Below are 24906 nucleotides of genomic sequence, written 5' to 3'. Positions count from 1 at the left end.
AGGGGTGACTGACATTCGTGACCTCACCGTCGGCGTCCTCGGCGGCACCGGAGCCCAGGGCAAGGGCCTGGCCATCCGCTGGGCCAAGGCGGGCGTCAAGGTGATCATCGGCTCCCGAAGCGCCGACCGGGCAGGCCTGGCCGCCAAGGAGATCCAGGAGATCGCCGGCGGTGACGTCCGGGGCGCGGACAACTCCGACTGCGCGGCCGACTCGGACATCGTCCTGGTGGCGGTGCCGTGGGACGGTCATGGCGACCTCCTCGCGGCCCTGCGCGACCAGCTCGCCGGGAAGATCGTCATCGACTGCGTCAACCCGCTCGGCTTCGACAAGCAGGGGCCGTTCGCCCTGCCGGTCACCGAGGGCAGTGCCGCGCAGCAGGCGGAGCTGCTGCTGCCCGAGTCCCGCGTCACGGCCGCGTTCCACCACGTGTCGGCGGTTCTGCTGGCCGACCTCTCGGTGTCCGAAGTGGACATGGACGTCCTGGTGCTGGGTGACGACCGCGAGGCCACCGACACCGTCCGGGAGCTGGCCGAGCTCGTGCCCGGCTTCCGCGGCGTGTACGGCGGCCGGCTGCGCAACGCCCACCAGGTCGAGGCGTTCACCGCCAACCTGATCGCGGTCAACCGCCGCTACAAGACCCACGCGGGTCTGAAGATCACGGGCGTCTGATGCTCCCCGCCGACGACCTCGGTGAGCCGGTCCCGCTGGACCAGCCGCGCCGAGTGGTCAGCCTGGTGCCCTCGATCACCGAGGCCGTCGCGCGGAGCGTGCCCGAGTCGCTGGTGGGCGCCACGGACTACTGCACCCACCCGCCCGGCCTGGAAGCTCACCGGGTCGGCGGGTCGAAGTACCCGGACGTCGACGAGGTCCTCGGGCTCGCGCCTGATCTGGTCATCGCCAACTCCGAGGAGAACCGCCCGGAGGACGTGGACCGGTTGCGCGCCAACGGTGTCAACGTCTGGGTGACCGAGGCGCCGAAGACCGTGCCGATGGCGCTGGAGTCCCTGAAGCGCCTCTTCGCGCTGGCCTGGGACCTCGAACCCGACTGGCTCACCGAGGCCGAAGTCCTCTGGCGCGACACGAAACCGGCGACGCTCACCGCGCTGATCCCCGTGTGGCGCCGCCCGTGGGTGGTCGTCGGCAGGGACACGTTCGCCACGGACGTGTTGCGGCGCCTGGGAATCGAGAACGTCTACGCGGACCACGAGGAGCGTTACCCGCGCCCGAGCCTGCAGGAACTCAACGAGCGGCGGCCCGACCTGGTCGTCCTGCCCGACGAGCCGTACGAGTTCACCCACGACGACGGCCCGGAGAGCTTCCCCGGCCTGCCGTACGTGCTGGTGAACGGCCGGCACCTCACCTGGTACGGGCCTTCGCTCGTGGAAGCAAAGCCTGCGCTGGAGAGGGTCCTGGACTACGGCCAGGGTTGACAACCCCGGGTGGATTCGCGAAACCCGGTGCGCTGCCAGGATTCTCGGCCATGGGGAAACTAGCCGCGATCATCGCGACAGCCGCCGCCACCGTCACGCTCACCGCCCTCCCGGCCAGCGCCGAACCCGTTGTCGTGTACCAGCTCGCGGGCAGCAACCGCTGCCTCGCGGACGCGAGCGGCAACGTCGTCCTGAAGCTGTGCGACGAACTCGCCGACGACCAGCGCTGGATCGTGCCGATCAGTGGCGGCGTCGACTGGCCCCACAACATCGCGAGCGACCGGTGCCTCGCCGCGACCGCCGCCGGTGACGTGCTGACCCAGGCCTGCACGACGAGCGCGAACCAGCGCTGGCGCCGGGTCACTTCGGGGAGCTCCTTCCAGTTCCGCAACGTCGGCACCAACAAGTGCCTGACCGCGACCGTGACGGTCGCGGCCTGCACCACGTCGAGCGCGAAGTGGAACGGGCTGCGCTAGTCGGCTAGTCGCGGAAGCGGTCCGTCGCCTCCAGCAGGGCGGCCAGGATGCCGGGCTCGTCGTAGGCGTGCCCGGCGTCCGGCACCAGCACCAGTTCCGATCCCGGCCACGCCTTGTGCAGGTCCCACGCCGACACCGCGGGCGTCGCGATGTCGTAGCGGCCCTGCACGATCACACCGGGGATGTCGGCCAGCACAGAGGCGTCCCGGATCAGCTGCCCCTCCTCGAACCACCCGCCGTTGACGAAGTAGTGGTTCTCGATCCGCGCGAACGCCAGCGCGTACTCCGGCACCGCGAACTCCGCCACCAGCTCCGGCCGGGGCAGCAACGTCACCGTCGCGCCCTCCCACGTGCTCCACGCGACGGCCGCCGGCCCGTGCACCTCGGGGTCCTCGGAGGCCAGCAGCTTCGCGTACAGCTCGACCGGGTCACCCGAGAGCCCGGCCAGCGGCGCCGTGAACTTCTCCCACAGGTCGGGGAAGAGCTGCGCCGCGCCGCCGCGGTAGTACCAGTCCACTTCGGACGAACGCAGCGTGAAGATCCCGCGCAGCACCAGCTCCGACACGTGCGACGGGTGCTTCTGCGCGTACGCCAGAGCCAGCGTCGAACCCCACGAGCCGCCGAAGACCTGCCAGCGCGAGATCCCCAGCGACTCGCGCAGCAGTTCCATGTCCGCCACGAGGTGCCAGGTCGTGTTCAACGACAGGTCGCCGGACACCGACGCGTGCGGCAGCGACCGCCCGCACCCGCGCTGGTCGAACAGGACGATCCGGTAGGCGGACGGGTCGAACAGGCGGCGGTGCGACGGCGAGCAGCCGCCACCGGGGCCGCCGTGCAGGAAGACGACGGGCTTGCCGTCCGGGTTGCCGCACTCCTCCCAGTACACGAGGTTGCCGTCGCCGGTCTCCAGGTGGCCTGACGCGTGGGGCTCGATCTCGGGGTACATGGGCCTATCGTCGGACACATGGCGCAGTTCACGAAGGAGACGTCCACCACCGGCGCGTTCGTCCGGCAGCCCAACCGCTTCACCGCGCGCCCGGAGCCAGAACCCGGCCGCTACCGGCTCGTCGTCAGCCTCGCCTGCCCGTGGGCTCATCGAGCGGTCATCGTCCGCAAGCTCCTGGGCCTCGAAGACGCCATCTCGCTGGCCGTCGTCGACCCGATCCGCGACGAGTTGGGTTGGCGGTTCACCGAGACCGACCCTGTCCTCGGCATCGACTACCTCAAGCAGGCCTACGACAACGCCGACCCCGGCTACGAGGGCCGCGTCACCGTCCCGGCGCTGGTCGACACCACCACGAAGCAGGTCGTCACCAACGACTACCCGCAGATCACGCTGGACTTCAGCCTGAGGTGGCGCCCGGAGAGCACGCTCTACCCCGAGCACCTGCGCGAGAAGATCGACGCCTGGATCGAGCCGATCTTCCACAACGTCAACAACGGCGTCTACAAGGCCGGTTTCGCCACGTCGCAGGAGGCCTACGAGGAGGCGTACGCGAACCTGTTCGCCGAACTGGACCGCATCGAGGCCCACCTCGCGACGCGCACCCACCTGGTGGGCGACCAGCTCACCGAGGCCGACATCCGGCTGTGGACCACGCTGGTGAGGTTCGACGCCGTCTACCACGGCCACTTCAAGACCAACCGGAACAAGCTCACCGAGATGCCGAACCTGTGGGCGTACGCGAGGCGCCTCTACGCGCAGTTCGGGGACACGGTGAACTGGGACCACATCAAGCGCCACTACTACGTGACGCACCACCAGATCAATCCGACCGGCATCGTGCCGGCGGGCCCAGACCCGGAGGTCTGGACCCGCTAGAGGCTCAGTGGAAGGTGTGCTCGGGGCCGGGGAACTGCTGCCCGCGCACCTCGTTGGCGAACTCGGTCGCCGCGCCGAGCATGATGTTGCCGATGTCGGCGTAGCGCTTGACGAACCGGGGCGCCTTGCCGCGGTTCAAGCCCATCATGTCCTGCCACACCAGCACCTGGGCGTCGGTGTCCGGGCCGGCGCCGATGCCCACGGTCGGGATGACGAGGTCGTGCGTGATCTGCTTCGCGACCTCGGCGGTCACCATCTCCAGCACGACCGCGAACGCGCCCGCCTCCTGCACGGCCAGCGCGTCCTGCACCACGACGTCGTGGTTGTCGTGACGGCCCTGCACGCGGTAGCCGCCGAGCTGGTGCTCGGACTGCGGGGTGAAGCCGATGTGGGCCATGACCGGGATGCCCGCGGCCGTGATCGCGCGGATGTGCGGCGCGAAGTAGGCGCCGCCCTCCAGCTTGACCGCGTGGGCCTGGCCCTCCTTCATGAACCGGACCGCCGTCGCGACGGCCTGCTCGACCGACACCTGGTAGGAGCCGAACGGCAGGTCGGCGACGACGAGGGAGCGCTTGACCGAACGGGACACCGCACGCACCAGCGGTACGAGCTCGTCCACCGTGACCGGCAGCGAGGTGTCGTTGCCGTAGACGGTGTTCGACGCGGAGTCGCCGACCAGCAGGACGGGGATGCCGGCCTCGTCGAAGATCGAGGCGGTGAAGGTGTCGTACGAGGTGAGCATGGGCCACGCCTCGCCGCGTTCCTTCATCTCACGCAGGTGGTGGACGCGAACGCGCTTGGCCGGGGGCTTCTGGCCCGCTCCGGAGCCGTAGGGCGCGGAAACTTCGGCAGTGGTCATCGTCGACCGGTCCTTTCCTCGAGGCCCGCGTCAGCGGGTCCCCGGGCGCTTGGTGCACGGTTGCCGAACCCCAGAGTGGCACCGTTGACCGGAAACGGAACGGAGATGCGGCTACCGTCACACGGGTGGCTGCACGAATCACAGAGCTCGTCCTCGACTGCACCGATCCCGAACGCCTCGCCGTCTTCTGGGGCGAGGTCCTGGGCTACGAGGTGCTCGACCGCGACGACGTCTCGGTCGAGATCGGACCACCGGACCGGCGCACGACCCTGCTCTTCCTGCGCAACCCCGACCGCAAGCTGCAGAAGCTCCGCCTGCACATCGACGTGACCGCCACGGACCGCTCGCAGGCCGAGGAGCTGGAACGCCTCCTCGCGCTCGGCGCCACGCGCGCCGACATCGGTCAGGGCGAGGACGTGAGCTGGCACACGCTCGCCGACCCCGAGGGCAACGAGTTCTGCCTGCTCAGTGGTCGGGCAGCCCCCTGAGCACCTCCCGGACGGCCATGACCACGGCGTCCGGCCGGTCCATCTGGATCATGTGACGGCTGCCGGGCACCGGCACGTTGCGTCCCCACGGCACGAGGGCGGCCAACGACCGGTGCTCCCGCCACACCTTCCGTCCGGCCGTGAGCACGAGCCACGGCACACGGGGCAACGCGCGGCGCGCCCGCAGCCGTTCCAGGGTCGCCACCTGACCGGGGTACGACGCGAGCTCCCACAGCACCGACCGGCCGACGCCGGGCCGCCGGTAGACGAGTTCGACCAGGTCGGCGGGGGCCGGGTCGGTGACGCCGAGCGTCGAGACCGCGGTCAGCAGGTTGCGGAACGAGTGGCCGTACCGCCGCGTGATGCGGGCGCCCAGCCAGCGGCTGCCGAACGCCCGCATGCCCTGCGCGAGCACCGCCGACACGTCGAACGGCGCTCCCGCACCCGGCGTCTCGGTGTCCGGGTCCAGCAGGACGACCCCGTCGACCCGGTGCGGCCGCAGCCGCGCGTAGGCCTCGACGTGCAGCGACGCCATCGAGTGTCCGATCAGGACGGCCTTGGGCACCCCGCGCAGCACGGCGTCGAGCACCGCCACCTCCCGCGCCAGCGACGGCCCGCGCCGCGCGGGACCGCTCATGCCCAGCCCCGGCCGGTCGAACACGATCACCCGAGCGAGTGGCGCGAGCAGCCGCACGGTCCGGTCCCAGTCGAACCACGCTCCGCCCAGACCTGAGCTGAGCACGACTACGGGCCCGTCGACACGCCCGGACGCCGCGACGTGCACCCGCCCGGCGGAAGACGGAATCATGGCGGTCATCGGCTGACCTCGGGAGTGGTAGTGGCACCGGCGTGGAAGTGGAAGACCGCGGGGGCGATCGCGACGATCGTCCAGCTGGCCGGGGTGTTGTCGCTGCTCAGAGTGATCCTCCCCGAGGAGAGCTGGTTCACCGACGTCGCGGACGGCATCGGGTACTTCTTCGGTCTGCCGATCGACGGCAACCTGTTCATCGCCATGGTGTTCTTCGTCCTCGGCGCCGCCCTGCGCAGGCACAAGCGAGCGGCGCTGTGGACGCTGCTGCTGTTCCAGGTCCTGGGCCTGCTGCTGGTCGGCTTCATCATGGTCATCTTGGCCCTGGCACCTGAAGAAGTCCTGGACGAGGGCGAGAAACCGCACTGGGTGTTCCTCGGCATCGGCGTCGCGACCTCGCTGGTGCTCGTGACGCTGCTGTTCGTGGTGCGCGACGCGTTCCCCGCCCGGCTGGCCCGTGGCGCGTGGAGGCGCGCGCTAGCGTCGTTCGTGCTGGGCATGATCGCGCTGATCGCCCTCGGCTGGGCCCTCACCGAGGTCTTCCCCGGCAGGCTGGTCGCGCAGACCGACAAGCTCGCGTGGGCGGCGAACCAGGCCACGGGTGAGGTCGTGCGGCTGGGCCGGCTCGACATCCCCGAAGGGCCGCAGTGGCTGAGCGTGGTGCTGGGCCTCGGCGGCGCGCTCGTCGCGGTCCGGGCGATGTACCTGTTCTTCCGGGGTGTCCGCACCCAGAGCATGATCACCTCCGAGCAGGAGCTGGACGTGCGCCGGCTGCTCGCCGCCGACGGCGAGCCTGACTCGCTGGGCTACTTCGCGACCAGGCGCGACAAGAGCGTCGTGTTCGCCGCATCGGGCCGTGCCGCACTCACGTACCGGGTGATCGGCGGCGTGACGCTCGCGTCGGCGGACCCGATCGGCGACGAGGAGCACTGGCCGGAGGCCGTCCTCGCGTGGCTGGCCGAGGCGCGCACGTACGGCTGGATGCCCGGTGTGCTCGGCGCGTCCGAACGCGGTGCGCAGGTCTACTCCGACGCCGGGCTGAAGGCGCTGGAGATCGGCGACGAGGCGATCCTGGACGTCCGCCGGTTCGTCCTGGCCGGTCCGGAACGCAAGGGACTGCGCCAGGCGGTCTCGCGCGTCGAACGGGCCGGGTACACCACGCGGGTCCGCCGCCACAGCGAGATCGCGCCGGACGAGATGGCGTCCATCCTGGACCTCGCGGAGGCGTGGCGCGGTGCCGAGACCGAACGCGGGTTCTCGATGGCGTTGGGGCGCCTGGGAGATCCGAGCGACGGCCGGTGCGTGATGGTCGAGGCCTACGACGCCTCGGGCGCGTTGCGCGGCCTGCTGTCGTTCGTGCCGTGGGGCCGCCGAGGTGTGTCTTTGGACCTTATGCGCCGCGACCGTGCCGCGGAGAACGGCCTCAACGAGTACATGGTCGCCCAGCTCGCGGCCGCCGCTGGACATCTTGGCGTGCAACGGATCTCGTTGAACTTCGCGATGTTCCGCGCGGTGTTCGAGGAGGGCGAGAAGATCGGCGCCGGCCCGGTGCTGCGGGCGTGGCGGCGCGTGCTGTCGCTGGCGTCGCGGTTCTTCCAGCTGGAGTCGCTGTACCGGTCGAACGCCAAGTACCTGCCGGAGTGGGAGCCGCGTTTCCTCTGCTACCAGCGCTCCCGGTCGTTGCCGCGCGTCAGCATCGCGGCCGGTGTGGCCGAGGGGTTCGTGCCGTCGCTGCGGTCGTTGCGCAAGCGGGCGTTGCAGAAGACGGACGTCAGCGACGAGTTCGCCTCTCGTGTGGCCGAGATCGACGAGATCCGGGTCGAACCGAAGTCCGTGCGCAGGCCCGAACAGGTCAGGGTGCGGATCGCGAAGGTCGAACGGCTGGTCTCGCAGGGCGTCGACCCGTACCCGGTCGGGTTCGCGCGCACGGATCTCCTCGCGGGAGCACGGGAACGCTTCGGCGAGGAGGTGTCGGTCACCGGACGCGTCGTGGCGCTGCGCGAGATGGGCAAGCTCTGCTTCGCGCGGATCCGGGACTTCAGCGGCGAGATCCAGCTGATGCTGTCCGTCGACGCGCTGGGCGAGGCGTTGACGTCGTGGAAGTCGGACGTCGACCTCGGTGACCACGTGGGTGTGAGCGGGCGCGTGATCAAGTCCGACCACGGCGAGATCTCCGTGCTCGCGTCGTCGTGGACGATGACCGCGAAGTGCCTGCACCCGTTGCCGGACAAGCGGAAGGGCTTCACCGACCCGGAGGCCCGCGTCCGCCAGCGCTACCTCGACCTGGTGGTCAACTCCGACTCGGCGCACCTGCTCAAACTGCGCAGCGACGTCATCCGCAGCGTGCGCGAGTTCCTGCACTCGCACGAGTACCTGGAAGTCGAGACGCCGATGCTGCAGGCGGTGCACGGCGGCGCGAACGCACGCCCGTTCGTCACCCACATCAACGCCTACGACATGCGGATGTACCTGCGCATCGCGCCGGAGCTGTACCTGAAACGACTCTGCGTCGCGGGCGTGGACCGGGTGTTCGAGCTGAACCGCAACTTCCGCAACGAGGGCGCGGACGCCACCCACAACCCCGAGTTCACGATGCTGGAGGCCTACCAGTCCTATGCGGACTACCGGGTCATGCTCGACCTCGTCCGGTCGCTGATCCAGCACGCGGCACGGGAGGCGTTCGGCACCGAGGTCGCGCACCGCCCGGAAGGCGTCTTCGACATCTCGGGGCAGTGGCCGGTGATTCCGGTCTACACAGCGGTTTCCGAGGCGTTGGACACCGCGGTCACCCCGGACACGTCGGTCGCGGAGCTGCGGTCACTGCTGTCCGCGCGCGGCGTGGAGGTCAACGAGGACTGGGACCACGGCCAGCTCGTGCAGGAGGCGTACGACTCGTTCGTCGAGGCGAACACGGTCGGCCCGACGTTCTACGTCGACTTCCCAACCTCGGTGTCCCCGCTGACCCGGCAGCACCGCGTCGACCCGCGCCTGGCCGAACGGTGGGACCTGGTGGCGTTCGGCGCGGAGATCGGCACGGCCTACTCGGAGCTGACCGACCCGCTGGAGCAGCGGCGACGGCTGGAGGCGCAGTCGCTGAAGGCCGCCTCCGGTGACGTCGAGGCGATGGAGCTGGACGAGGACTTCCTGCGGGCGCTGGAGCACGGCATGCCGCCGACCGGTGGGCTCGGCATGGGCGTGGACCGGTTGCTGATGATGCTGACCGGCACGTCGATCCGGCAGACCGTGCTCTTCCCGTTCGTGCGGCCCCAATGATCCGGCTCAGTGATCGAGGTACGCGAGCACGGCCTGCACGCGCCGGTCGCCCGACCCGTCCTCGCTGTTGAGCCCGAGCTTCAGGAACACGTTGCCGATGTGCTTGTGCACGGCGCCCGCGCTGAGAACGAGCTTCTCGCCGATGGCCGCGTTCGACAGCCCTTCCGCCATCAACCCGAGCACCTCGCGCTCACGCGGTGACAGCACGCTCAGCGCGTCGTCCGCCTTGCGCCGCACCAGCAGCTGCGACACGACCTCGGGGTCGAGCGCCGTTCCGCCGTTCGCGACGCGGTGCAGCGAGTCGAGGAAGTCCGCGACCTTGCCGACGCGTTCCTTCAGGAGATAGCCGACGCCGCCGTTGGTGCCGGCGAGCAGTTCGTGCGCGTAGCTCTGCTCGACCCACGCGGACAGGACCAGCACGGCCAGCTTCGGGTGCCTGCGCCGTGCCTCCACCGCGGCCCTCAGGCCCTCGTCGGTGAACGTCGGCGGCATCCGCACGTCGACCACGGCGATGTCCGGCTCGTGCTCGGCCACGGCCACGAGGAAGTCGTCCGGGTTGTCCGTCGCCGCCGCGACTTCGATGCCTTCGTTGCGCAGCAACAACGTCAGCCCCTCACGAAGCAGAGCGTCGTCTTCGGCGATCACGATGCGCATAAGGTCACTTCCCCACAGGTAGCACGACGGTGAGAACGGTAGGGCCACCCTCGGGACTGCTCACTTCCGCGGTGCCGTCCAGCGCCGCGACCCTGCCTCGGATGCCGTCCAGCCCCGTTCCCCGCTGCTCGTCCGCGCCGCCCTTGCCGTCGTCGTGGACGACCACGGCCAGCCGGTCCTGGTCGATGTTCAGGCTGACCCACGCGTGCTGGGCGCCGCTGTGCTTGGCCACGTTCGTCAACGCCTCGGCCACCGCGAAGTACGCGGCCGCCTCCACCGCCGCCGGCAGCCTGCCCAGGTGGTCGGCCGTCAGCACGCACGGCACCGGGCACCGCGCCGCAAGCGCCTGGATCGCGCCGTCCAGCCCCAGGTCCTCCAGCACCGGCGGGTGAATGCTGCGCACGACGTTGCGGAGTTCTTCGAGCGCGTCGCCCGCCGCGTCCTGCGCGCGCAGCAACGCCTGCAACGCGTTCTCCGGGTTCTGCTTGAGCGTCCGTTCCGCGATGCCGAGCATCATGACGACGCCGACGAGCTTGTTCTGCGTCCCGTCGTGCAGGTTCCGCTCGATGCGCCGCAGTTCGGCCCCGTGCGCCTGAAGAGCCGCGGCCCTGGTCGCGACGACCTCGGCCAGCCGCTTCTCCAGCGACGCCTTGGGCGGCGCGAGCAGCTTGCCCGTCCATCGCGCGTCGAGGTTCGCGAGCTTGGGGAACTGGGTGAGGATCAGGCAGAGCACGAGCGCGATCGGCACGCTCAGGAACGCCTTCGGCCACGAGTCGACGTGGACGCCGAACGAGTTCTCGTTGCCGCCAGGGGTGATCCACCACGTCAGCATCACGACGGGCTGCTGGACCAGCGAACCCGGGATCCCGACCGCCAGAGCCCCGAACAACGTGCCGAACAGGGCGTGCGTGACCAGCCAGATCCCCTCGCGGCGGCTTTCCGGGTCGGCCAGCACCCGCTGGGCCCTGTGCAGCCACGGCCCGTCGAGCGGCGGGGGCGCCGGGATCTCGACCCCTGTGTAGCGGGCGAGCCGCCGCCGGTCGAAGTCGACGATCCGGCGCATGTACGGCGCGGTGATCGGCAGCAGCGGCAGGATCACCACGGACAGGATCAGGATGCCCAGCGCGAGCCACGACGCGATGGCCGTCAGCAGCCCGCTCGCGAGGTAGACGATCGCGGCCCAGATCCGTTTCATGCCGAGAAACCTAACGGTCCGGCCGGGCCGGGCGCGGTGGAGCAGGCTCCACTCCTGTTCCGGCAGCTCAGGTCACCGCGCCTCGGGACCCTCCGCCGACATCGTGGTGCCGCACATCCACGAAGGGGGAGAGATGAACCTGACAGCAGCGGCACTGGCGATCGCGGTGGGCATGACCGGAGCGGGACCCGGCACCGACCAGGTCCGCGACGCGGTGCACCGCATCGTCGACGAAGGCCACGCACCGGCGGCGTTGGTGTCCGTGCAGCGCGACGGCAAGAACATCGGCTACCAGGCAGGACGCACGCCGCCGAACGCCCACGTGAGAATCGGCAGCAACACCAAGGCGTTCGTGTCGGTGGTCGTGCTCCAACTCGTGGCCGAGGGCAGGGTCGACCTCGACGGCAGACTGGACGACCCGAGACTGGGCGGCGTCACCGTCCGGCAGCTGTTGCAGCACACCAGCGGCCTGCCCGAGTACACCGACACCATCGGCCTCGACCGCCCGGACCAGGTCCGGCACCGCTACCTGAGCCCGCACGACCTGCTGGACGTGGCGCTCGCCAAGCCCGCGCAGTTTCCGCCCGGCACGAGGTTCCAGTACACCAACACGAACTACGCGGTCCTGGGCCTGCTCGTGCAGAAGGTGACCGGCCGCCCGATCCAGGAGGAGATCACCACACGGGTCATCAACCGCCTCAAGCTCCGCGACACCTACTGGCCGGCACAGGGAGACGAGGGCCTGCGGCAGCCGTTCGCCCGCGGCGTGCACCTGGCCGACGAGAACGACCCGAGGTCAGCGGTGATCGACGTGACGACCATGGACCCGTCCTGGGCCTGGGCGGCGGGCCAGCTGATCTCGACGCCGAAGGACCTGGCGAGCTTCTACCGCGGACTGCTGGCGGGTGACCTGCTCCCGGCCGCGCAGCTCGCGCAGATGCGCACCACCGTCGAGACCGGCGCGCCCGGCGTGGGCTACGGGCTCGGGTTGTTCAGCACACGGCTGAGCTGCGGCGTCACGATGTGGGGCCACAACGGCGGCTTCCACGGCTACTACTCGCTGGGCGGCGCCACGGACACGGGCCGGGCGGCGGCGGTCGTGCAGACCGCGCTGCCCGGCGTGCTCGGCGACCCGGCCAAGGCGGAGGCGAGGGTCAGGGAGGCGCAGGACAAGGCGCTGTGCTGACCGTCAGCCCTCGCGCCGAGCGGTCCGCTCCGGGCTGACGGCTCGCGCCGGCCCTCCGCACCACCCGGCGCCGAGCCTCAGCCCTCGCGCCACCCGTTCGTGATCGGCAGCCGCCGGTCCCGTCCGAACGCCTTGTTCGAGATCTTGGTGCCCGGCGGGTACTGGCGGCGCTTGTACTCGGCCTTGTCGACCATCCGCAGCACCCTGTCCACGAGCTCCGGCGAGTGCCCGGCGGCCAGCAGCGCGTCGTAGCCCTTGTCGTCGTGGACGTAGTCGTCCAGCAGCGCGTCGAGGACCTCGTAGTCCGGCAGCGAGTCGGTGTCGACCTGGCCGGGACGCAGTTCGGCCGACGGCGGCTTGGAGATCGAGTTCTCCGGGATCGGCGGGGTCTCGCCGCGCTTCTCGGCCTCGGCGTTGCGCCACCGGGCGAGGTCCCAGACCAGCGTCTTCAGCACGTCCTTGATCGGGGCGTAGCCGCCGACCGCGTCGCCGTAGATGGTCGAGTAGCCCACCGCGAGCTCGGACTTGTTGCCGGTGGCGAGCACCAGGTGGCCGTGCTGGTTCGACAACGCCATCAGCAGCATGCCGCGGCACCGGGCCTGGATGTTCTCCTCGGCCAAGCCGGTCAGCTTGAGCTGCGAGACGTACACGTCGACCATCGCGCCGATCGGCTCGGTCGTGAAGTGCAGGCCGGTGCGCTCGGCCATGTCGGAGGCGTCCGAACGGGAGTGCTCCGACGAGTAGGACGACGGCATCGAGACGCCGTAGACCGAGTCGGCACCGAGGGCGTCCACGGCCAGAGAGGCCACCACGGCCGAGTCGATGCCACCGGACAGACCGAGCACCACGGACCGGAAGCCGTTCTTGTGCACGTAGTCGCGCAGGCCGGTCACCAGGGCGTGCCACACCTCCGCCTCGTCGGACAGCGGTTCGAACACGCGCGGCGCGGGCAACGGCTCGTAGGCCGGCACCGCGTCCGAGACGAACACGCGGCGCACCTCGAAGTCGCCGACCTGGCCCGCCTCGTAGGAACGGCCGCCGGGAAGGTCGAAGTCGACGAACATCAGGTGCTCGACGAACTGCGGCGCCCGCCCGACCAGTCCGCCCTCGGCCGACACGACGAGCGAGTCGCCGTCGAACACCAGCTCGTCCTGGCCGCCGACCAGGTTGCAGTAGGCGAGAGGCGCGCGGGCCTCGGCGGCGCGGCGGGCCACGAGGGGCAGCCGCAGGTCGTCCTTGTTGCGCTCGTACGGGGAGGCGTTGGGCGAGACCACGACGTCGACGCCGGCGTCACCGAGCGCGGTGATCGGGCCGCCGTCCTGCCACAGGTCCTCGCAGATCACCATGCCGACCTCGACGCCGTTGATCCGCACGACGTCGAGGGACGAGCCGGACTTGAAGTAGCGCCGCTCGTCGAACACGCCGTAGTTCGGCAGGTGGTGCTTGAACTGCCGCGCGACGACCTGACCGCCGTGCAGCACGGCGGCTGCGTTGCGCGGGCCGACGGAGTCGTGCTCCAGGTACCCGACGACGGCGGCGACGTCACCGAGACCGGCCGCCTCCAGGGATCCCGCCAGCGACTCCAGCGCCTCGGCGGACGCCCGCGCGAACGACGTGCGGATCGCCAGGTCCTCGACCGGGTAGCCGGTCAGCACCATCTCGGGGAGCACGACGAGGTGCGCGCCGCCCTCACGGGCCTTGCGCGTCCACTCCACGACCAGCGAAGCGTTGCCCCCAAGATCGCCAACAGTGGCGTTGACCTGGGCTAGCGCGATCCGAAGCTGCGGCATGCCCTCATCATCTCCCATACCATCGGGCTGTGGCCCGTCTCCTGAGCGTGTTGCTCGTCATTCCGCTGCTCGCGTCCTGCACGTCGGTCATCGAGGGGACGTCGAAGCCCGGCGTGTCCTTCGAGAAGACCGGCCCCGCGGGCACCGTCCCCGCTGGTCTGGAGGAGTTCTACGGCCAGAAGCTCGGCTGGGAGAACTGCGCTCCTTACGCCACGACGGGCTCCAGCAGGGACGCGTACGGCACCAAGCGCGACGTCGAGTGCACCCGCCTGAGGGTTCCCCTCGACTACAGCAAGCCAACCGGCGACACGATCACGATCGGCGTGCTCCGGTACAAGGCGACCGGGCAGAAGATCGGCTCGCTGCTGACCAACCCCGGCGGCCCCGGCGCGTCCGGCATGGCGTCGGCCGCCGGCATGATCTCGGCCTACCGCAAGACCGACCTCGCGGCGAAGTTCGACCTCATCGGATTCGACCCGAGGGGCATCGGCGCGAGCGAACCGGCGGTCTCCTGCCTCACCGGACCGGAGCGCGACGCGGAGCGTCTGGACCTCGACACGGACACTTCTCCTGCCGGAATCGCCCAAACGGAGCAGGAGAACAAGGCATATGCCGACAAGTGTGCCGCCGGTACAAAATTCGGGGCGGCAATGCTCGCCAATTTGGGCACGCGGGACGTAGTTAAGGACATGGATGTCCTCCGCTCTGCGCTCGGCGACGCGAAGCTGAGCTACGTCGGGTACTCGTACGGCACCCGCATAGGCACCGAGTACGCCGAGACCTTCCCCCAGAACGTGCGCGCACTAGTCCTCGACGGCGCGGTCGACCCCACCCAGGACCAGCTCGCGTCGCTGGTCGCCCAGGCCGCCGGCTTCCAGAAGGCCTTCGACGAGTTCGTGAAGTGGTGCCGCGAGAAGAAGGACTGCCCTCTCGGCGCCGATGCCAACGCGAGCTTCCGGCAGCTCACGACACCGTTGATCCAGAAGCCGGTCGACGTCGGCAACCGCAAGCTGTCCTACAACGACGCCATCACCGCCGCGATCCAGGCGATGTACTCCGAACAGCTGTGGCCGCTGCTGCTCAACGGCCTCCAGGAGCTGAAGGCGGGCAAGGGCACGACGCTGCTGCGCCTCGCCGACGCCTACTTCGACCGCGACGACCAGGGCCAGTACTCGACCATCACGGACGCGTTCAACGCCGTGCACTGCGTCGACGACCCACGGCTGACGGACAAGAACGCGCTGTTGGAGACGCAGAAGAAGTACAAGGAGGCGGCGCCGTTCCTCGACGACGGCAACCCGGCCGGCGCGGCGCTCGACTCGTGCGCCTTCTGGCCCGCCCCCGTCACCGCCCGCACCGGCCAGCCGAAGGCCGACGGCATCCCGCCGCTGCTGGTCATCTCCACGACCGGCGACCCGGCGACGCCGTACGAGGCGGGCGTGAACCTGGCCAAAGCGCTCAACTCGCGGCTGCTCACGTTCGAGGGCGTGCAGCACACGGTCTTCCTGCAGGGTGACCAGTGCGTGGACAGCGCGGGCGTGAAGTACCTGATCGACCAGACGTTGCCCGCTGACGGAACCCGGTGCGCCTAATGACGAAGAGGCGATCCCGAGTCACCGCGGCCTTGTTCGCCTTGATCGTTGTGCTCAGCACGTCCACTTCTTTCGCGCGCATCGACGGCTCGCCCGTCGCCGGCCGCAAGGGCATCGAGCGCTTCTACTCGCAGGTGTTGTCATGGGGCGCGTGCCAGCCCTACGCGACCGATGCGAAGAGCAAGGGACTGTACGAGCGCGAGGGCATCCAGTGCGCGCGATTGGCGGTTCCGCTCGACTACGAGAAGCCGGACGCGGGCACGATCACGGTCGGACTGCTGCGCAGGCCCGCCACCGAGAAGGACCGCAGGGTCGGTTCCCTGGTGGTGAACCCCGGCGGACCGGGCGGTTCCGGCATGTCGCACGTCGCGAACATGCAGGCGGGCAACCCCGTCGGCAAGCGGTTCGACGTCGTGGGCTTCGACCCGCGCGGCGTCGGGGCGAGCCAGCCCCGCGTCCAGTGCCTGACCGACGCGGAACGCGACGCGCAACGGTTGCGGCCCAAGGGTGAGAGCGCGAACCAGACCGAGCTGGAGAACAAGTTCTTCGTCGACCGGTGCGCCGAGCGCAGCGGCATCGCGCTCCTGCGCAACGTCGGCACCCGTGACGTCGTGCGAGATGTCGACGTGCTGCGCGCCGCGTTGGGGGAGAAGAAGCTGAGCTACCTCGGCTACTCCTACGGCACGCGCATCGGCACCTTGTACGCCGAGATGTTCCCTCGCAACGTGCGCGCGATGGTGCTCGACGGCGCGGTGGAGGCCAACGCCGACAAGGTGGCCGCGTCCGCACGTCAGGCGCAGGGCTTCGAGGAGTCGTTCAACCGCTTCGCGGGCTGGTGCGCCCAGCGCGACTGTCCGATCGGGAGGGACATCGCCACGGCGGAGTCCAAGTTCCGCCAGATGATCGAGCCCCTCAAGAAGACCCCGATGCAGGTCGGCGACCGCAAGCTGTCCCACTCGGACGCGAACACCGCCATCATCCAGGCGATGTACACGGACCGGCTGTGGGAGACCGCCTACAAGGGACTGCAGGAGCTGAAGCAGAACAAGGGCACCACGTTGCTCCAGCTCGCCGACCAGTACCTCGGCCGCGCCCAGGACGGCACCTACAGCCGCATCCAGGACGCGTTCGTGGCCATCCGCTGCGTCGACGAACCACCGATCAAGGATCGCGCGACCCTGGAGTCCAACCGTCGGAGGCTGTTGGAACTGCTGGGCAACGACACAGTGCCCACCGACGAGACCGCGCTCGGCCCGTGCGCGTTCTGGCCGGCCCCGCACACGTCGGAGCCGCACCCGCCGAACGTGACGGGACTGCCGCAGGTGCTGGTGGTGTCGACGACCGGTGACCCGGCGACGCCCTACCAGTCCGGTGTCGACCTCGCGCAGGCTCTCGGCGCGCGACTGCTGACGTACAACGGAAACCAGCACACGGCGTTCCTCGCGGGCATCGGCTGCGTGGACGGCGTGGGCACGAACTACCTGGTCGACTTGAGGCTGCCCGAGACGGATTCGATCTGCTGAGCCTTACCGGGGAGGAAGACCGAACCCAGCGCTCCGACCGCGCAAATCACCGCCGTGATCAGGAAGATCTCGTGGTACTCGGTGAGCAGCGCCTCGGTGAGCCCGCGCTGGTACTCGGCCATCTGACGCTGGAACTCAGCGGGTTCGACGCCGAACGGCAGCGGCGTGTTCAAGCCTGCCGTGAGCTCGCGGAAGCGGTGGAGTCCCCACGCGGACAACGCCGCCACACCGACGAGCATGCCCGTCATGCGCGCGACGACGACGAACGCCGACGCCACGCCGTGACGCACTGACGGGACGACGCGCAGCACAGCACCGGACAACGGCGCGATGACCAGGCCCAGCCCGAAACCGGCGATGGCCAGGTCACGCGTGAGCACGAGCCCGCTGACGTCAGCGGGCCACTGCGCGATGAACACGTACGACACCGTCGCCATCGCAAGGCCGCCGAACGACACCCAGCGGTCGCCGATCCGCGACGCGAGGAACCCGCCCAGCACCGCACCGACCGGCAACGCGATCAGGAACCGCGTCAGCAGCGTGGCCGCGGAAGCGGAATCCCGGCGCAACACGGTCTGCGCGAACAACTCCACGTCGACCAGCGTCACCATCAACGCGGCACCGGCGGCCAGCGACACCCCGAGCACGGCCCAGAACGGCCGCCACTGCACACCCTCGGGATCGATGAGCCGCACGGAACTACGGCGTTCCCACAAGAAGAAGGCGCCGAGCACGACGAAAGCCGCGGCCAACGTCGGCCAGCCCCACGACGGCAGCACCGACTCGGCGGGCGTCGGGTTGTAGAGCGCCACGACCAGCAACGACAACGCGGCGGCGAGCAACACCCCGCCAACGACGTCGATGCGCACCTCACGCCGTGTGTTCGGCACGGTCCGTTGCACGATCACCATCGCGATGACCGCCAACGGGATGTTGACCCAGAAGATCCAGCGCCAGCTCTGGGGCTCCCACGCCTCGAACAACGGCAGGGCGTTGAACAGCGACGCCACCGCGATGCCGTACAGCGTGCCGAGAACCGACCCCAACTCCTGAGCGGCACCAACGGTCCCGAGAGCGGTGGACCGCCGTTGCTCCTCCCACAGGTCCGCGACCAGCGCCATCGTCACCGGCAGCAACGCGCCCCCGGCCAGGCCCTGCACCACGCGCCCGAGCACGAGCAACGGCACGTCCGCGGCCAGCGCCGTGATCACCGAGCCCACCAGGAACCCGAGCAGCGAGACCTGCAGCACGAACCGCCGCCCCAGCCGGTCAGACAGCTGTCCCAGCAACGGCATGCCCGCCACGTACCCGAGCAGGTACCCGGTGACGATCGGCGTGGCCTGCTCCAGCTGGTTCACCGCGATGCCGAGATCACGCACCATGTCCGTGAGGACCCCGACGACGACGTACGCGTCGAGGGCCCCCAGCAGCACAGCCGCGCCGGACGCGGCGAGAGCCAGTTTCCGCATTACGCGGGCGCTGTGACGGTGACGGGCTTGTCGAAGTCGGTCAGACCGACCTCGACCTTCTGACCGCCGGGCAGCTCGAACAACGCGCTCTTGAGCTTGTTGTCCTTGTCGATCGAGAACGTCGACTTCACGTCCGCGGAGATGCCCGGCACCAGCCCGGCCGCCACGTCCTTCGGCACCGTCGCCTCGACCACCGACACGTCACCGGACGACTTGGTCTTCGCGTCCTTGGCGCTGCTCAGGACCTTGGCCACGCCCTTGTCCGGGTTCAGGATCGCCGAGGGGTCGTACACCTGCCCCGCGAACGCCGCCGGCAGCTTCGTGAAGCCACCCGTCGGGCCCTTGAAGTGCAGGTTCCCGCCGGTCAGCACGTACTCGATGGACAGCAGCTGCCCGCCGAACGTCACCTTCGCGGTGCCCTTCGAGTCACCGGCGGACGTGAGGTCGCCGTCGGCGTCCTTCACCGGCACGTCCGGCAGCTCGCCGTCGACCTTGATGGTGAAGTGGACGGTCTTGACCGAGCGCATCGAATCGGCCGATTTCGAGAGCAAGGTCGCACCATCGGGGAGATCTCCCCCGGACGTGCAGCTCGTGAGCAGGGCGAGTGCGCAAACCAACAACCAACGTGCCGACATGCGTTGATCGTAGAAGGTCCCCAGCCCTTAAGCTGCGCTGTATGGACCGCCAGCAGGAGTTCGTGCTCCGCACGCTAGAGGAACGCGACATCCGGTTCGTCCGGCTCTGGTTCACGGACGTCCTGGGCTTCTTGAAGTCCGTGGCGGTCGCACCGGCCGAGCTCGAAGGCGCCTTCAGCGAGGGCATCGGGTTCGACGGTTCGGCGATCGAGGGCTTCGCCCGCGTCTACGAGTCGGACATGGTCGCGAAGCCGGACCCCGGCACGTTCCAGGTGCTGCCGTGGCAGACACCGGAGGGCACCAACTACTCCGCGCGCATGTTCTGCGACATCACCATGCCGGACGGTTCCCCGTCGTGGGCCGACCCGCGCCACGTGCTGCGCCGCACGCTGTCGAAGGCCAGCGAGGCCGGGTTCACCTGCTACGTCCACCCCGAGATCGAGTTCTTCCTGCTCAAGGGCCTGCCCGGCGACGGAAGCGAGCCCGAGCCGGCGGACAACGGCGGGTTCTTCGACCAGACCTCGCACGAGACGGCCACGCACTTCCGCCGCCACGCCATCGAGGCGCTGGAGGCCATGGGCATCTCCGTCGAGTTCAGCCACCACGAGGGAGCGCCCGGCCAGCAGGAGATCGACCTGCGCTACGCCGACGCGCTGACCATGGCGGACAACGTCATGACGTTCCGCTACCTGGTGAAGGAGGTCGCGATCACGCAGGGCGTGCGCGCCTCGTTCATGCCCAAGCCGTTCTCCGAGCAGCCGGGCTCGGGCATGCACACGCACTTCTCGCTGTTCGAGGGCGACCGCAACGCCTTCTACGACGAGGAGGACCCGTACCAGCTCTCCGACATCGGCAAGCAGTTCGTCGCGGGCATCCTCAAGCACGCGCGCGAGATCTCCGGCGTCACGAACCAATGGGTCAACTCCTACAAGAGGCTGATCGTCGGCGGTGAAGCGCCCACGGCCGTGTGCTGGGGTCACGCGAACCGCTCCGCGCTGGTCCGCGTGCCGATGTACTCGCCCGGCAAGTCGTCGTCGCGCCGCGTCGAGGTCCGTTCGCTCGACTCCGCGTGCAACCCGTACCTGGCGTACTCGGTGGTCCTGGCCGCCGGCCTGCGCGGCATCGAGAAGGGCTACGAGCTGCCGCCGCCCGCCGAGGACGACGTGTGGTCGCTCACCGACCGCGAACGCCGTGCCGCCGGCTACGCGAACCTGCCGCAGAACCTGGGCGAGGCGCTCGCCGAGATGGAGAACTCCGAGCTGCTGCCCGAGGCGCTGGGCGAGCACGTCTACGACTTCTTCCTGCGCAACAAGCGGACGGAGTGGGACGCGTACCGCCGTAGCGTCACCCCGTACGAGCTGCGCACACTTCTTCCGATGCTGTGAGGCATTCACGTGCTGTCCGTGACTGACGTACCCGAGTTCCAGCCGACGATCTGCGCCTGCACGGTCGCCACGGCGGCCGAGCTGCCCGCGGTCAAGGTCCTGTCCAGCTCGTTCCTGGCGGAGCACCCCGAGGGCCGGTTCGTCGCGCTGATCGTCGACGCGCAGCCGGAGCACTCCGGTCCCGGGCTGATGACGCCGCTGGACATCGGTGTCGCCGAGGTCGAGCTGCACGTGCTCGCGACCTCGCTCGACGCCGCCGGGCTGAAGGCCGCGATGGTGCCGAGGCTGCTGGAGGCGTTGCTGCCGCAGGGCATGCCCGTGCTGTACCTCGACCCGTGGGTGCAGGTGTTCGGGTCGCTGACGAAGCTCGTGCTGGAGGCGTTGCGGAACGCGCCGGTCGTCATGCTGCCCCGCACGTTGCGGCCGCTGGCGGCGGACGGCCTGCAGCCGGGGCCGTCCGACCTGCACGACCAGGGTGCGTTCGACCCCGGGTTCATCGCCGTGGGCAAGGGCGCCGAGCCCTACCTGACCTCTCTGGACATGCCGGCGATCGTGCCGCACCACGTCGTGCGCGACGCACGGGTCGGACTGTCCGTGTGGAACGTCGCCGACCGCCCGTTGCACCGCACCGAGTCCGGTGCACTGGCCGTGGTCGGCCAGGACCTGCTGACGGTGCACTTCCGCGGATTCGACCCGCGTCGTCCGTGGCTGCTGTCCGCCGATTTCGCCGAACGTCCCCGTGTGCTGCTCTCGGAGCACACGGAAGTCGCCGAGCTCTGCCAGTCCTACCGCGCCGAACTGGTGCGTCACGGCTGGTCCGTCGCACCCGTGCCGTACCGGTTCGACGCGCTGATCGACGGGACGTCCATCCCGTCCGAACTGCGTGCCGACTACCGCGCCTCCGTGCTCACGCCGCCGCCGGCGTTCGGGGAGGACGGTGGTGGTGGGTTCCTCATCTGGGCGTGCGAGCCGACCGAGAACGGTGGCACGCGGTGGGCCGACGCCGTGTGGCGTGCCGACGCGTCGCTGCGACAGCAGTTCCCCGCGCCTTTCGGTGCGGATGCCGACGCGTGGCGCGAGTGGTGCGCCGGGGTCGGTGTCGCTTCGGGACGGTTGCCCGCGCCCGCCGTGCCGCAGCCCAGGACCGAGGGCCCGGCGCTGCTCGACCAGCTCGGCGTATCCGTCGTGGGGTCGGGGCCGCTCGCCGAGCTGATGCTCGCCGCCGCGCGTGCGTCCGGACTGCCCGTGTCGACCGATGGCGGGTATCCCGTCGTGGTGCGCGCTTCTTCTTCTGACGAGGTGCCCTCGGGCCGTTTCGTCGTCGAGGTCGCGTTGGACGCCACCGCCGCGGACGACCGCACGGGCGTGAACGAACTTTGGCTGTCTTCCGAGGTGTCCCGTGCCGCCGCCGAACGCATCGGCGGACCCATCGTGCGCACGGTGCCGTTACCCGTGCACGACACCGGCGCGCGTGAGCACTCTTCGGGCGAAGTGGTGGTGTTCGCGGCGATCGCGGACCACGGGCTCGACCGGCCCGGCAACGTGCTGGGCGCGGTGTCGGCGTTCCTCACCGCGTTCCCGGATCGCACGGACGTCGAACTGCGGATCGCCGTGTCGGGGGCGTTCGCACACCCCGAGGCCGCCGAGCGACTGCGCCTTGCCACCGCCTCCGACCAGCGGATCTCGCTGGTCGACGACCTCGACGTGGCCGCTGTCGCCGATGCCGTGGTGTCGTTGCACCGCGGTGGCGCGGACGACCGGATCGCGTTGCACCTGGCGCAGCTGGCCGTGCGGGGAGTCCCCGTCGTCGCGTCGGACCACGGCGCCGTTGCCGAGCTGTTCGGCAAGACGGCGGTTCTCGTGCCGTGTCACCAGGGCGCCGAACCCGACGTGCAGGCCGCCGCGAAGCTGCTGCGTTCGCTGGCCGACGACCTGCCCACGGCCGTGGCGCTCGGTGCGGCCGGACGTGAGCACGTGCTGTCGGTGCGGTCGGTCTCACGGGTGGCGGAGGTGCTGCGGGAACGCGTTGAGCACGCGTACCGGGGGTGGCGTGCGCGCCGGCCGAAGCCGAAGGACGACGTCGACCCGATGCTCGCGCTGCAGTCGGCCAAGCACGCGTTACTGCGGCAACCGACCGTGGACGGACCCAGCCGGACGCCGATGGCACCCGCGCTCCGCAAGGTCGTGTTGCGCGCACTGGACCACTACGACAACCACATGCGCCAGGTGCTGCACACCCTGATCGACGGGGTCGAGCGCACCGTGTCCGAGCTGGTGAACAGGCAGGACGCGCTCAAGGCCGGCGTCGGAGCCGGTGAGCTCGAACTGCTGCGCGCCGAGATCGAGCAGGTCGCGGCACGGCAGTCGCACTTCGCCGACCAGCTGGTCGGCGTCGACGACGGGGTCGTGCGCGTGCGCGCGGACATGGCCGGTCAGGGGCGCCGACAGCGCGACGTCGAGGACGCGGTCGTCGCCGAGGCGGCCAAGCGGGCCAAGTCGGACGAGGTGCTCGCCGAGCGGATCGACAAGCTGACCGTGGCGCTCGACAGGACCCTGGACCGGATCGACTCGTTGGAGTCCAAGGTCGTCGAGGTGTTCCGGGAGCGCGACGCACGTCTCGACGCTGCTCTTCGCACCGCCCACCAGGCGCAACAGACCGCGGACGCGTTGCGTCGCGTGGTCGTTCGTCAGCACGAGACCGCGGGCGACGCGCCTGAAGTGCGCTCCTCGCTGGTGTTGTGCGACGCGGGCATGATGCGGCTGCCCTCCGACGACGCGTTCATGCTCCCGTTGTTGTCGTCCAACGGCGTGTGGGAGCCGGACCTCGCCGAACTGCTCGACTCCGTGCTGGAACCGGACGGGATCTTCCTCGACGTCGGCGCGTACGTCGGCTACCACTCGATTCGCGTGTTGTCGCGCCTCGGGTTGATGGGCGCCGTTGTCGCCGTAGAGCCGGACGCTTCCGCCGCCGCGCTTCTGAGGCACAACGTCTCCGCGAACCTCCCTGCCGCCGTGGCCTCCCGTCTCACCGTGGTCGAAGGCGCGGCGTGGGAGAGCGCGGGCGAGCTCGCCGCCTCACCGACGTTGACCGGTGGTGTGTCCGTGTCGCCGCTTGCGGAAGATGCCGGCGAGGACGTCGCACGGGTGAAGTCGTTGCGACTGGACAAGGCGCTCGAAGAGATCGCTTTGGTGCAGGGGATGAAGCTTTCCGTCGTGCGGGTCGACACGCCTGGACGTGGGCATCGCGCTCTCGCGGGACTTGTTCGGTTGTTGCGTCGCGACAGGCCGCACGTGTTCCTTGAGTTCTCCGCGACCGCGACGGCCGATCTCGGTGACGATCCGGTGACGGTGCTCAAGGAGTTCGGCGTCTGGGGCTACGACCTGGTGCCCGTGGCGACCCGGCAGCCCGCTCCGGCGGACCAGATCGTGCGGGCGATGGAGGGACTTCGTTCCATCACCCTGTGGCTGCGACCGCGTCCGGTCGGGGCCAAGCCGGCTGCTCCGACGCCGTCCGTCCCGATCAAGCAGGCCGCTGACCAGGCGATTTGACTTTGATCCACGCCGTGAGTAACTTTCTCCAAGTCGCAAGCGAGACCCCGGAACGAGCGGTTGACACCGCGGATCGGGCCGGGTAAAGTCTCACGGCGTCAAACCCCCAGAAGTAAATAAGCGGCCTAACGTGCTGTCCGGGATCTGAAAATGACCCCGATTTGACACCGGGAAAGCCACTCAGATAACTTCTGAACCAAGCCAAAAACTGAATGCGAAGCGAGTTTGCGCGGAGCGAAGAAGCCGAAACGGCCGATTTGACAAAGCGAAAACGAACTGGCTAAGCTTTCAACACAAGCCCCGAGAGAAAGCCTCCGGAAACGGAGACTGGAACCGGTGAGCGCGTGTTCTTTGAGAACTCAACAGCGTGCCGAAACACAGCCAGTAATATATGAATTACCTCCTCGTCGAGGTAGTTCCTTTGAGGCAAGACTAGATTGATGCCAGACATATTCCGTCTGGAGCGATCAAACACAATCCTTATTGGAGAGTTTGATCCTGGCTCAGGACGAACGCTGGCGGCGTGCTTAACACATGCAAGTCGAGCGGTAAGGCCCTTCGGGGTACACGAGCGGCGAACGGGTGAGTAACACGTGGGTAACCTGCCCTGTACTCTGGGATAAGCCTTGGAAACGAGGTCTAATACCGGATACGACCACTGAATGCATGTTCGGTGGTGGAAAGTTCCGGCGGTATGGGATGGACCCGCGGCCTATCAGCTTGTTGGTGGGGTAATGGCCTACCAAGGCGACGACGGGTAGCCGGCCTGAG

Annotated in this window: 19 protein-coding genes and 1 rRNA gene; 12 read left to right on the top strand and 8 right to left on the bottom strand. The window is 69.3% G+C overall.

The genetic code is table 11. The features are described from left to right. Nucleotides 1-4: 4 nt before the first annotated feature. Genes npdG through ACFWN2_RS13780 form a run of 3 tightly spaced genes read left to right on the top strand, consistent with a single transcriptional unit; the run spans nt 5 to nt 1907 of the window. A complete protein-coding gene (gene npdG, locus ACFWN2_RS13790; RefSeq protein WP_382427493.1) occupies nt 5-670 on the top strand; it encodes an NADPH-dependent F420 reductase in 666 nt (221 codons plus the stop codon). Further along, nucleotides 670-1431 (top strand): helical backbone metal receptor, encoded by a 762-nt coding sequence (locus tag ACFWN2_RS13785; protein WP_382427491.1) that lies wholly within the window; start codon nt 670-672, stop codon nt 1429-1431. The genes npdG and ACFWN2_RS13785 overlap by 1 nt, the downstream gene beginning before the upstream one ends. Before the next feature lie 50 nt (nt 1432-1481). Beyond that, on the top strand, nt 1482-1907 hold the full coding sequence (locus tag ACFWN2_RS13780) for an RICIN domain-containing protein (protein ID WP_382427489.1): 426 nt from the start codon (nt 1482-1484) through the stop codon (nt 1905-1907). Between the two features lie 4 nt (nt 1908-1911). Here the strand turns inward: ACFWN2_RS13780 and pip are convergent, their stop codons facing one another. After that, nucleotides 1912-2853: a prolyl aminopeptidase gene (pip, locus tag ACFWN2_RS13775; RefSeq protein ID WP_382427487.1), complete on the bottom strand. Its 942-nt coding sequence runs from the start codon at nt 2851-2853 to the stop codon at nt 1912-1914. 18 nt (nt 2854-2871) lie between these two features. Between pip and ACFWN2_RS13770 the strand changes: the two genes are divergently transcribed. Next, complete coding sequence (locus ACFWN2_RS13770; RefSeq protein WP_382427485.1) at nt 2872-3729, top strand: glutathione S-transferase family protein; 858 nt, start codon at nt 2872-2874, stop codon at nt 3727-3729. A 4-nt stretch (nt 3730-3733) separates the two neighbouring features. On the opposite strand, the gene panB is transcribed toward ACFWN2_RS13770, so the two are convergent. Continuing rightward, a complete protein-coding gene (gene panB / locus ACFWN2_RS13765) occupies nt 3734-4588 on the bottom strand; it encodes a 3-methyl-2-oxobutanoate hydroxymethyltransferase (protein ID WP_382427484.1) in 855 nt (284 codons plus the stop codon). A 125-nt stretch (nt 4589-4713) separates the two neighbouring features. Between panB and ACFWN2_RS13760 the strand changes: the two genes are divergently transcribed. Continuing rightward, a complete protein-coding gene (locus ACFWN2_RS13760) occupies nt 4714-5076 on the top strand; it encodes a VOC family protein (RefSeq protein WP_382427482.1) in 363 nt (120 codons plus the stop codon). On the opposite strand, the gene ACFWN2_RS13755 is transcribed toward ACFWN2_RS13760, so the two are convergent. Beyond that, a complete protein-coding gene (locus ACFWN2_RS13755) occupies nt 5054-5893 on the bottom strand; it encodes an alpha/beta fold hydrolase (protein ID WP_382427481.1) in 840 nt (279 codons plus the stop codon). The two genes, ACFWN2_RS13760 and ACFWN2_RS13755, sit on opposite strands and share 23 nt — an antisense overlap. Nucleotides 5894-5914: 21 nt before the next feature. Here ACFWN2_RS13755 and lysX point away from each other — a divergent pair, with 21 nt between their 5' ends. Further along, the gene (gene lysX / locus ACFWN2_RS13750; protein ID WP_382427480.1) at nt 5915-9157 is read left to right on the top strand and encodes a bifunctional lysylphosphatidylglycerol synthetase/lysine--tRNA ligase LysX; all 3243 of its coding nucleotides are present in this window, start codon (nt 5915-5917) and stop codon (nt 9155-9157) included. A 6-nt stretch (nt 9158-9163) separates the two neighbouring features. Here the strand turns inward: lysX and ACFWN2_RS13745 are convergent, their stop codons facing one another. Together ACFWN2_RS13745 and ACFWN2_RS13740 are read right to left on the bottom strand one after the other, a co-directional pair. After that, nucleotides 9164-9811, bottom strand: coding sequence for a response regulator transcription factor (locus ACFWN2_RS13745; RefSeq protein WP_089910121.1), 648 nt, complete (start codon nt 9809-9811; stop codon nt 9164-9166). Between the two features lie 4 nt (nt 9812-9815). Continuing rightward, entirely contained in the window at nt 9816-11006 is a 1191-nt protein-coding gene (locus ACFWN2_RS13740; RefSeq protein ID WP_382427478.1) for a sensor histidine kinase, read from the bottom strand. Nucleotides 11007-11139: 133 nt separating this feature from the next. Here ACFWN2_RS13740 and ACFWN2_RS13735 point away from each other — a divergent pair, with 133 nt between their 5' ends. Further along, nucleotides 11140-12192, top strand: a complete 1053-nt coding sequence (locus ACFWN2_RS13735; RefSeq protein ID WP_382427476.1) for a serine hydrolase domain-containing protein — start codon at nt 11140-11142, stop codon at nt 12190-12192. Nucleotides 12193-12269: 77 nt separating this feature from the next. On the opposite strand, the gene ACFWN2_RS13730 is transcribed toward ACFWN2_RS13735, so the two are convergent. Next, nucleotides 12270-13982, bottom strand: coding sequence for an NAD+ synthase (locus ACFWN2_RS13730; RefSeq protein WP_382427474.1), 1713 nt, complete (start codon nt 13980-13982; stop codon nt 12270-12272). A gap of 29 nt (nt 13983-14011) precedes the next feature. On the opposite strand from ACFWN2_RS13730, the gene ACFWN2_RS13725 reads away from it, so the two are divergent. Together ACFWN2_RS13725 and ACFWN2_RS13720 are read left to right on the top strand one after the other, a co-directional pair. Next, a complete protein-coding gene (locus ACFWN2_RS13725; RefSeq protein ID WP_382427472.1) occupies nt 14012-15574 on the top strand; it encodes an alpha/beta hydrolase in 1563 nt (520 codons plus the stop codon). After that, entirely contained in the window at nt 15574-17097 is a 1524-nt protein-coding gene (locus tag ACFWN2_RS13720) for an alpha/beta hydrolase (protein WP_382427470.1), read from the top strand. The genes ACFWN2_RS13725 and ACFWN2_RS13720 overlap by 1 nt, the downstream gene beginning before the upstream one ends. Here the strand turns inward: ACFWN2_RS13720 and ACFWN2_RS13715 are convergent. Next, the gene (locus tag ACFWN2_RS13715; protein ID WP_382427469.1) at nt 17052-18566 is read right to left on the bottom strand and encodes an MFS transporter; all 1515 of its coding nucleotides are present in this window, start codon (nt 18564-18566) and stop codon (nt 17052-17054) included. The genes ACFWN2_RS13720 and ACFWN2_RS13715 overlap by 46 nt on opposite strands. Next, entirely contained in the window at nt 18566-19117 is a 552-nt protein-coding gene (locus ACFWN2_RS13710; RefSeq protein WP_382427467.1) for an LppX_LprAFG lipoprotein, read from the bottom strand. The genes ACFWN2_RS13715 and ACFWN2_RS13710 overlap by 1 nt, the downstream gene beginning before the upstream one ends. Nucleotides 19118-19242: 125 nt before the next feature. On the opposite strand from ACFWN2_RS13710, the gene glnA reads away from it, so the two are divergent. The 3 genes from glnA to ACFWN2_RS13695 form a co-directional block, all read left to right on the top strand. After that, nucleotides 19243-20586, top strand: coding sequence for a type I glutamate--ammonia ligase (gene glnA, locus ACFWN2_RS13705; RefSeq protein WP_382427466.1), 1344 nt, complete (start codon nt 19243-19245; stop codon nt 20584-20586). A gap of 18 nt (nt 20587-20604) precedes the next feature. Further along, nucleotides 20605-24135: an FkbM family methyltransferase gene (locus tag ACFWN2_RS13700; protein WP_382427465.1), complete on the top strand. Its 3531-nt coding sequence runs from the start codon at nt 20605-20607 to the stop codon at nt 24133-24135. Between the two features lie 480 nt (nt 24136-24615). Further along, nucleotides 24616-24906: ribosomal RNA gene (locus ACFWN2_RS13695) — 16S ribosomal RNA — on the top strand; the annotation flags it as partial.

This window comes from Lentzea sp. NPDC058436, assembly GCF_042721515.1.
Lineage (GTDB): Bacteria > Actinomycetota > Actinomycetes > Mycobacteriales > Pseudonocardiaceae > Lentzea.
The sequence above is the reverse complement of the archived record's forward strand: the minus strand, read 5'-3'. Positions and strand labels throughout refer to the sequence as shown.

Excerpts from the sequence above, each read along its gene's own strand:
- panB (WP_382427484.1), bottom strand. The coding sequence starts at position 4,588 with ATGACCACTGCCGAAGTTTCCGCGCCCTACGGCTCCGGAGCGGGCCAG.
- ACFWN2_RS13715 (WP_382427469.1), bottom strand. The coding sequence starts at position 18,566 with ATGCGGAAACTGGCTCTCGCCGCGTCCGGCGCGGCTGTGCTGCTGGGG.
- ACFWN2_RS13740 (WP_382427478.1), bottom strand. The coding sequence starts at position 11,006 with ATGAAACGGATCTGGGCCGCGATCGTCTACCTCGCGAGCGGGCTGCTG.
- ACFWN2_RS13735 (WP_382427476.1), top strand. The coding sequence starts at position 11,140 with ATGAACCTGACAGCAGCGGCACTGGCGATCGCGGTGGGCATGACCGGA.
- glnA (WP_382427466.1), top strand. The coding sequence starts at position 19,243 with ATGGACCGCCAGCAGGAGTTCGTGCTCCGCACGCTAGAGGAACGCGAC.
- ACFWN2_RS13745 (WP_089910121.1), bottom strand. The coding sequence starts at position 9,811 with ATGCGCATCGTGATCGCCGAAGACGACGCTCTGCTTCGTGAGGGGCTG.
- ACFWN2_RS13780 (WP_382427489.1), top strand. The coding sequence starts at position 1,482 with ATGGGGAAACTAGCCGCGATCATCGCGACAGCCGCCGCCACCGTCACG.
- ACFWN2_RS13755 (WP_382427481.1), bottom strand. The coding sequence starts at position 5,893 with ATGACCGCCATGATTCCGTCTTCCGCCGGGCGGGTGCACGTCGCGGCG.
- ACFWN2_RS13720 (WP_382427470.1), top strand. The coding sequence starts at position 15,574 with ATGACGAAGAGGCGATCCCGAGTCACCGCGGCCTTGTTCGCCTTGATC.
- ACFWN2_RS13730 (WP_382427474.1), bottom strand. The coding sequence starts at position 13,982 with ATGCCGCAGCTTCGGATCGCGCTAGCCCAGGTCAACGCCACTGTTGGC.
- ACFWN2_RS13770 (WP_382427485.1), top strand. The coding sequence starts at position 2,872 with ATGGCGCAGTTCACGAAGGAGACGTCCACCACCGGCGCGTTCGTCCGG.
- pip (WP_382427487.1), bottom strand. The coding sequence starts at position 2,853 with ATGTACCCCGAGATCGAGCCCCACGCGTCAGGCCACCTGGAGACCGGC.
- ACFWN2_RS13785 (WP_382427491.1), top strand. The coding sequence starts at position 670 with ATGCTCCCCGCCGACGACCTCGGTGAGCCGGTCCCGCTGGACCAGCCG.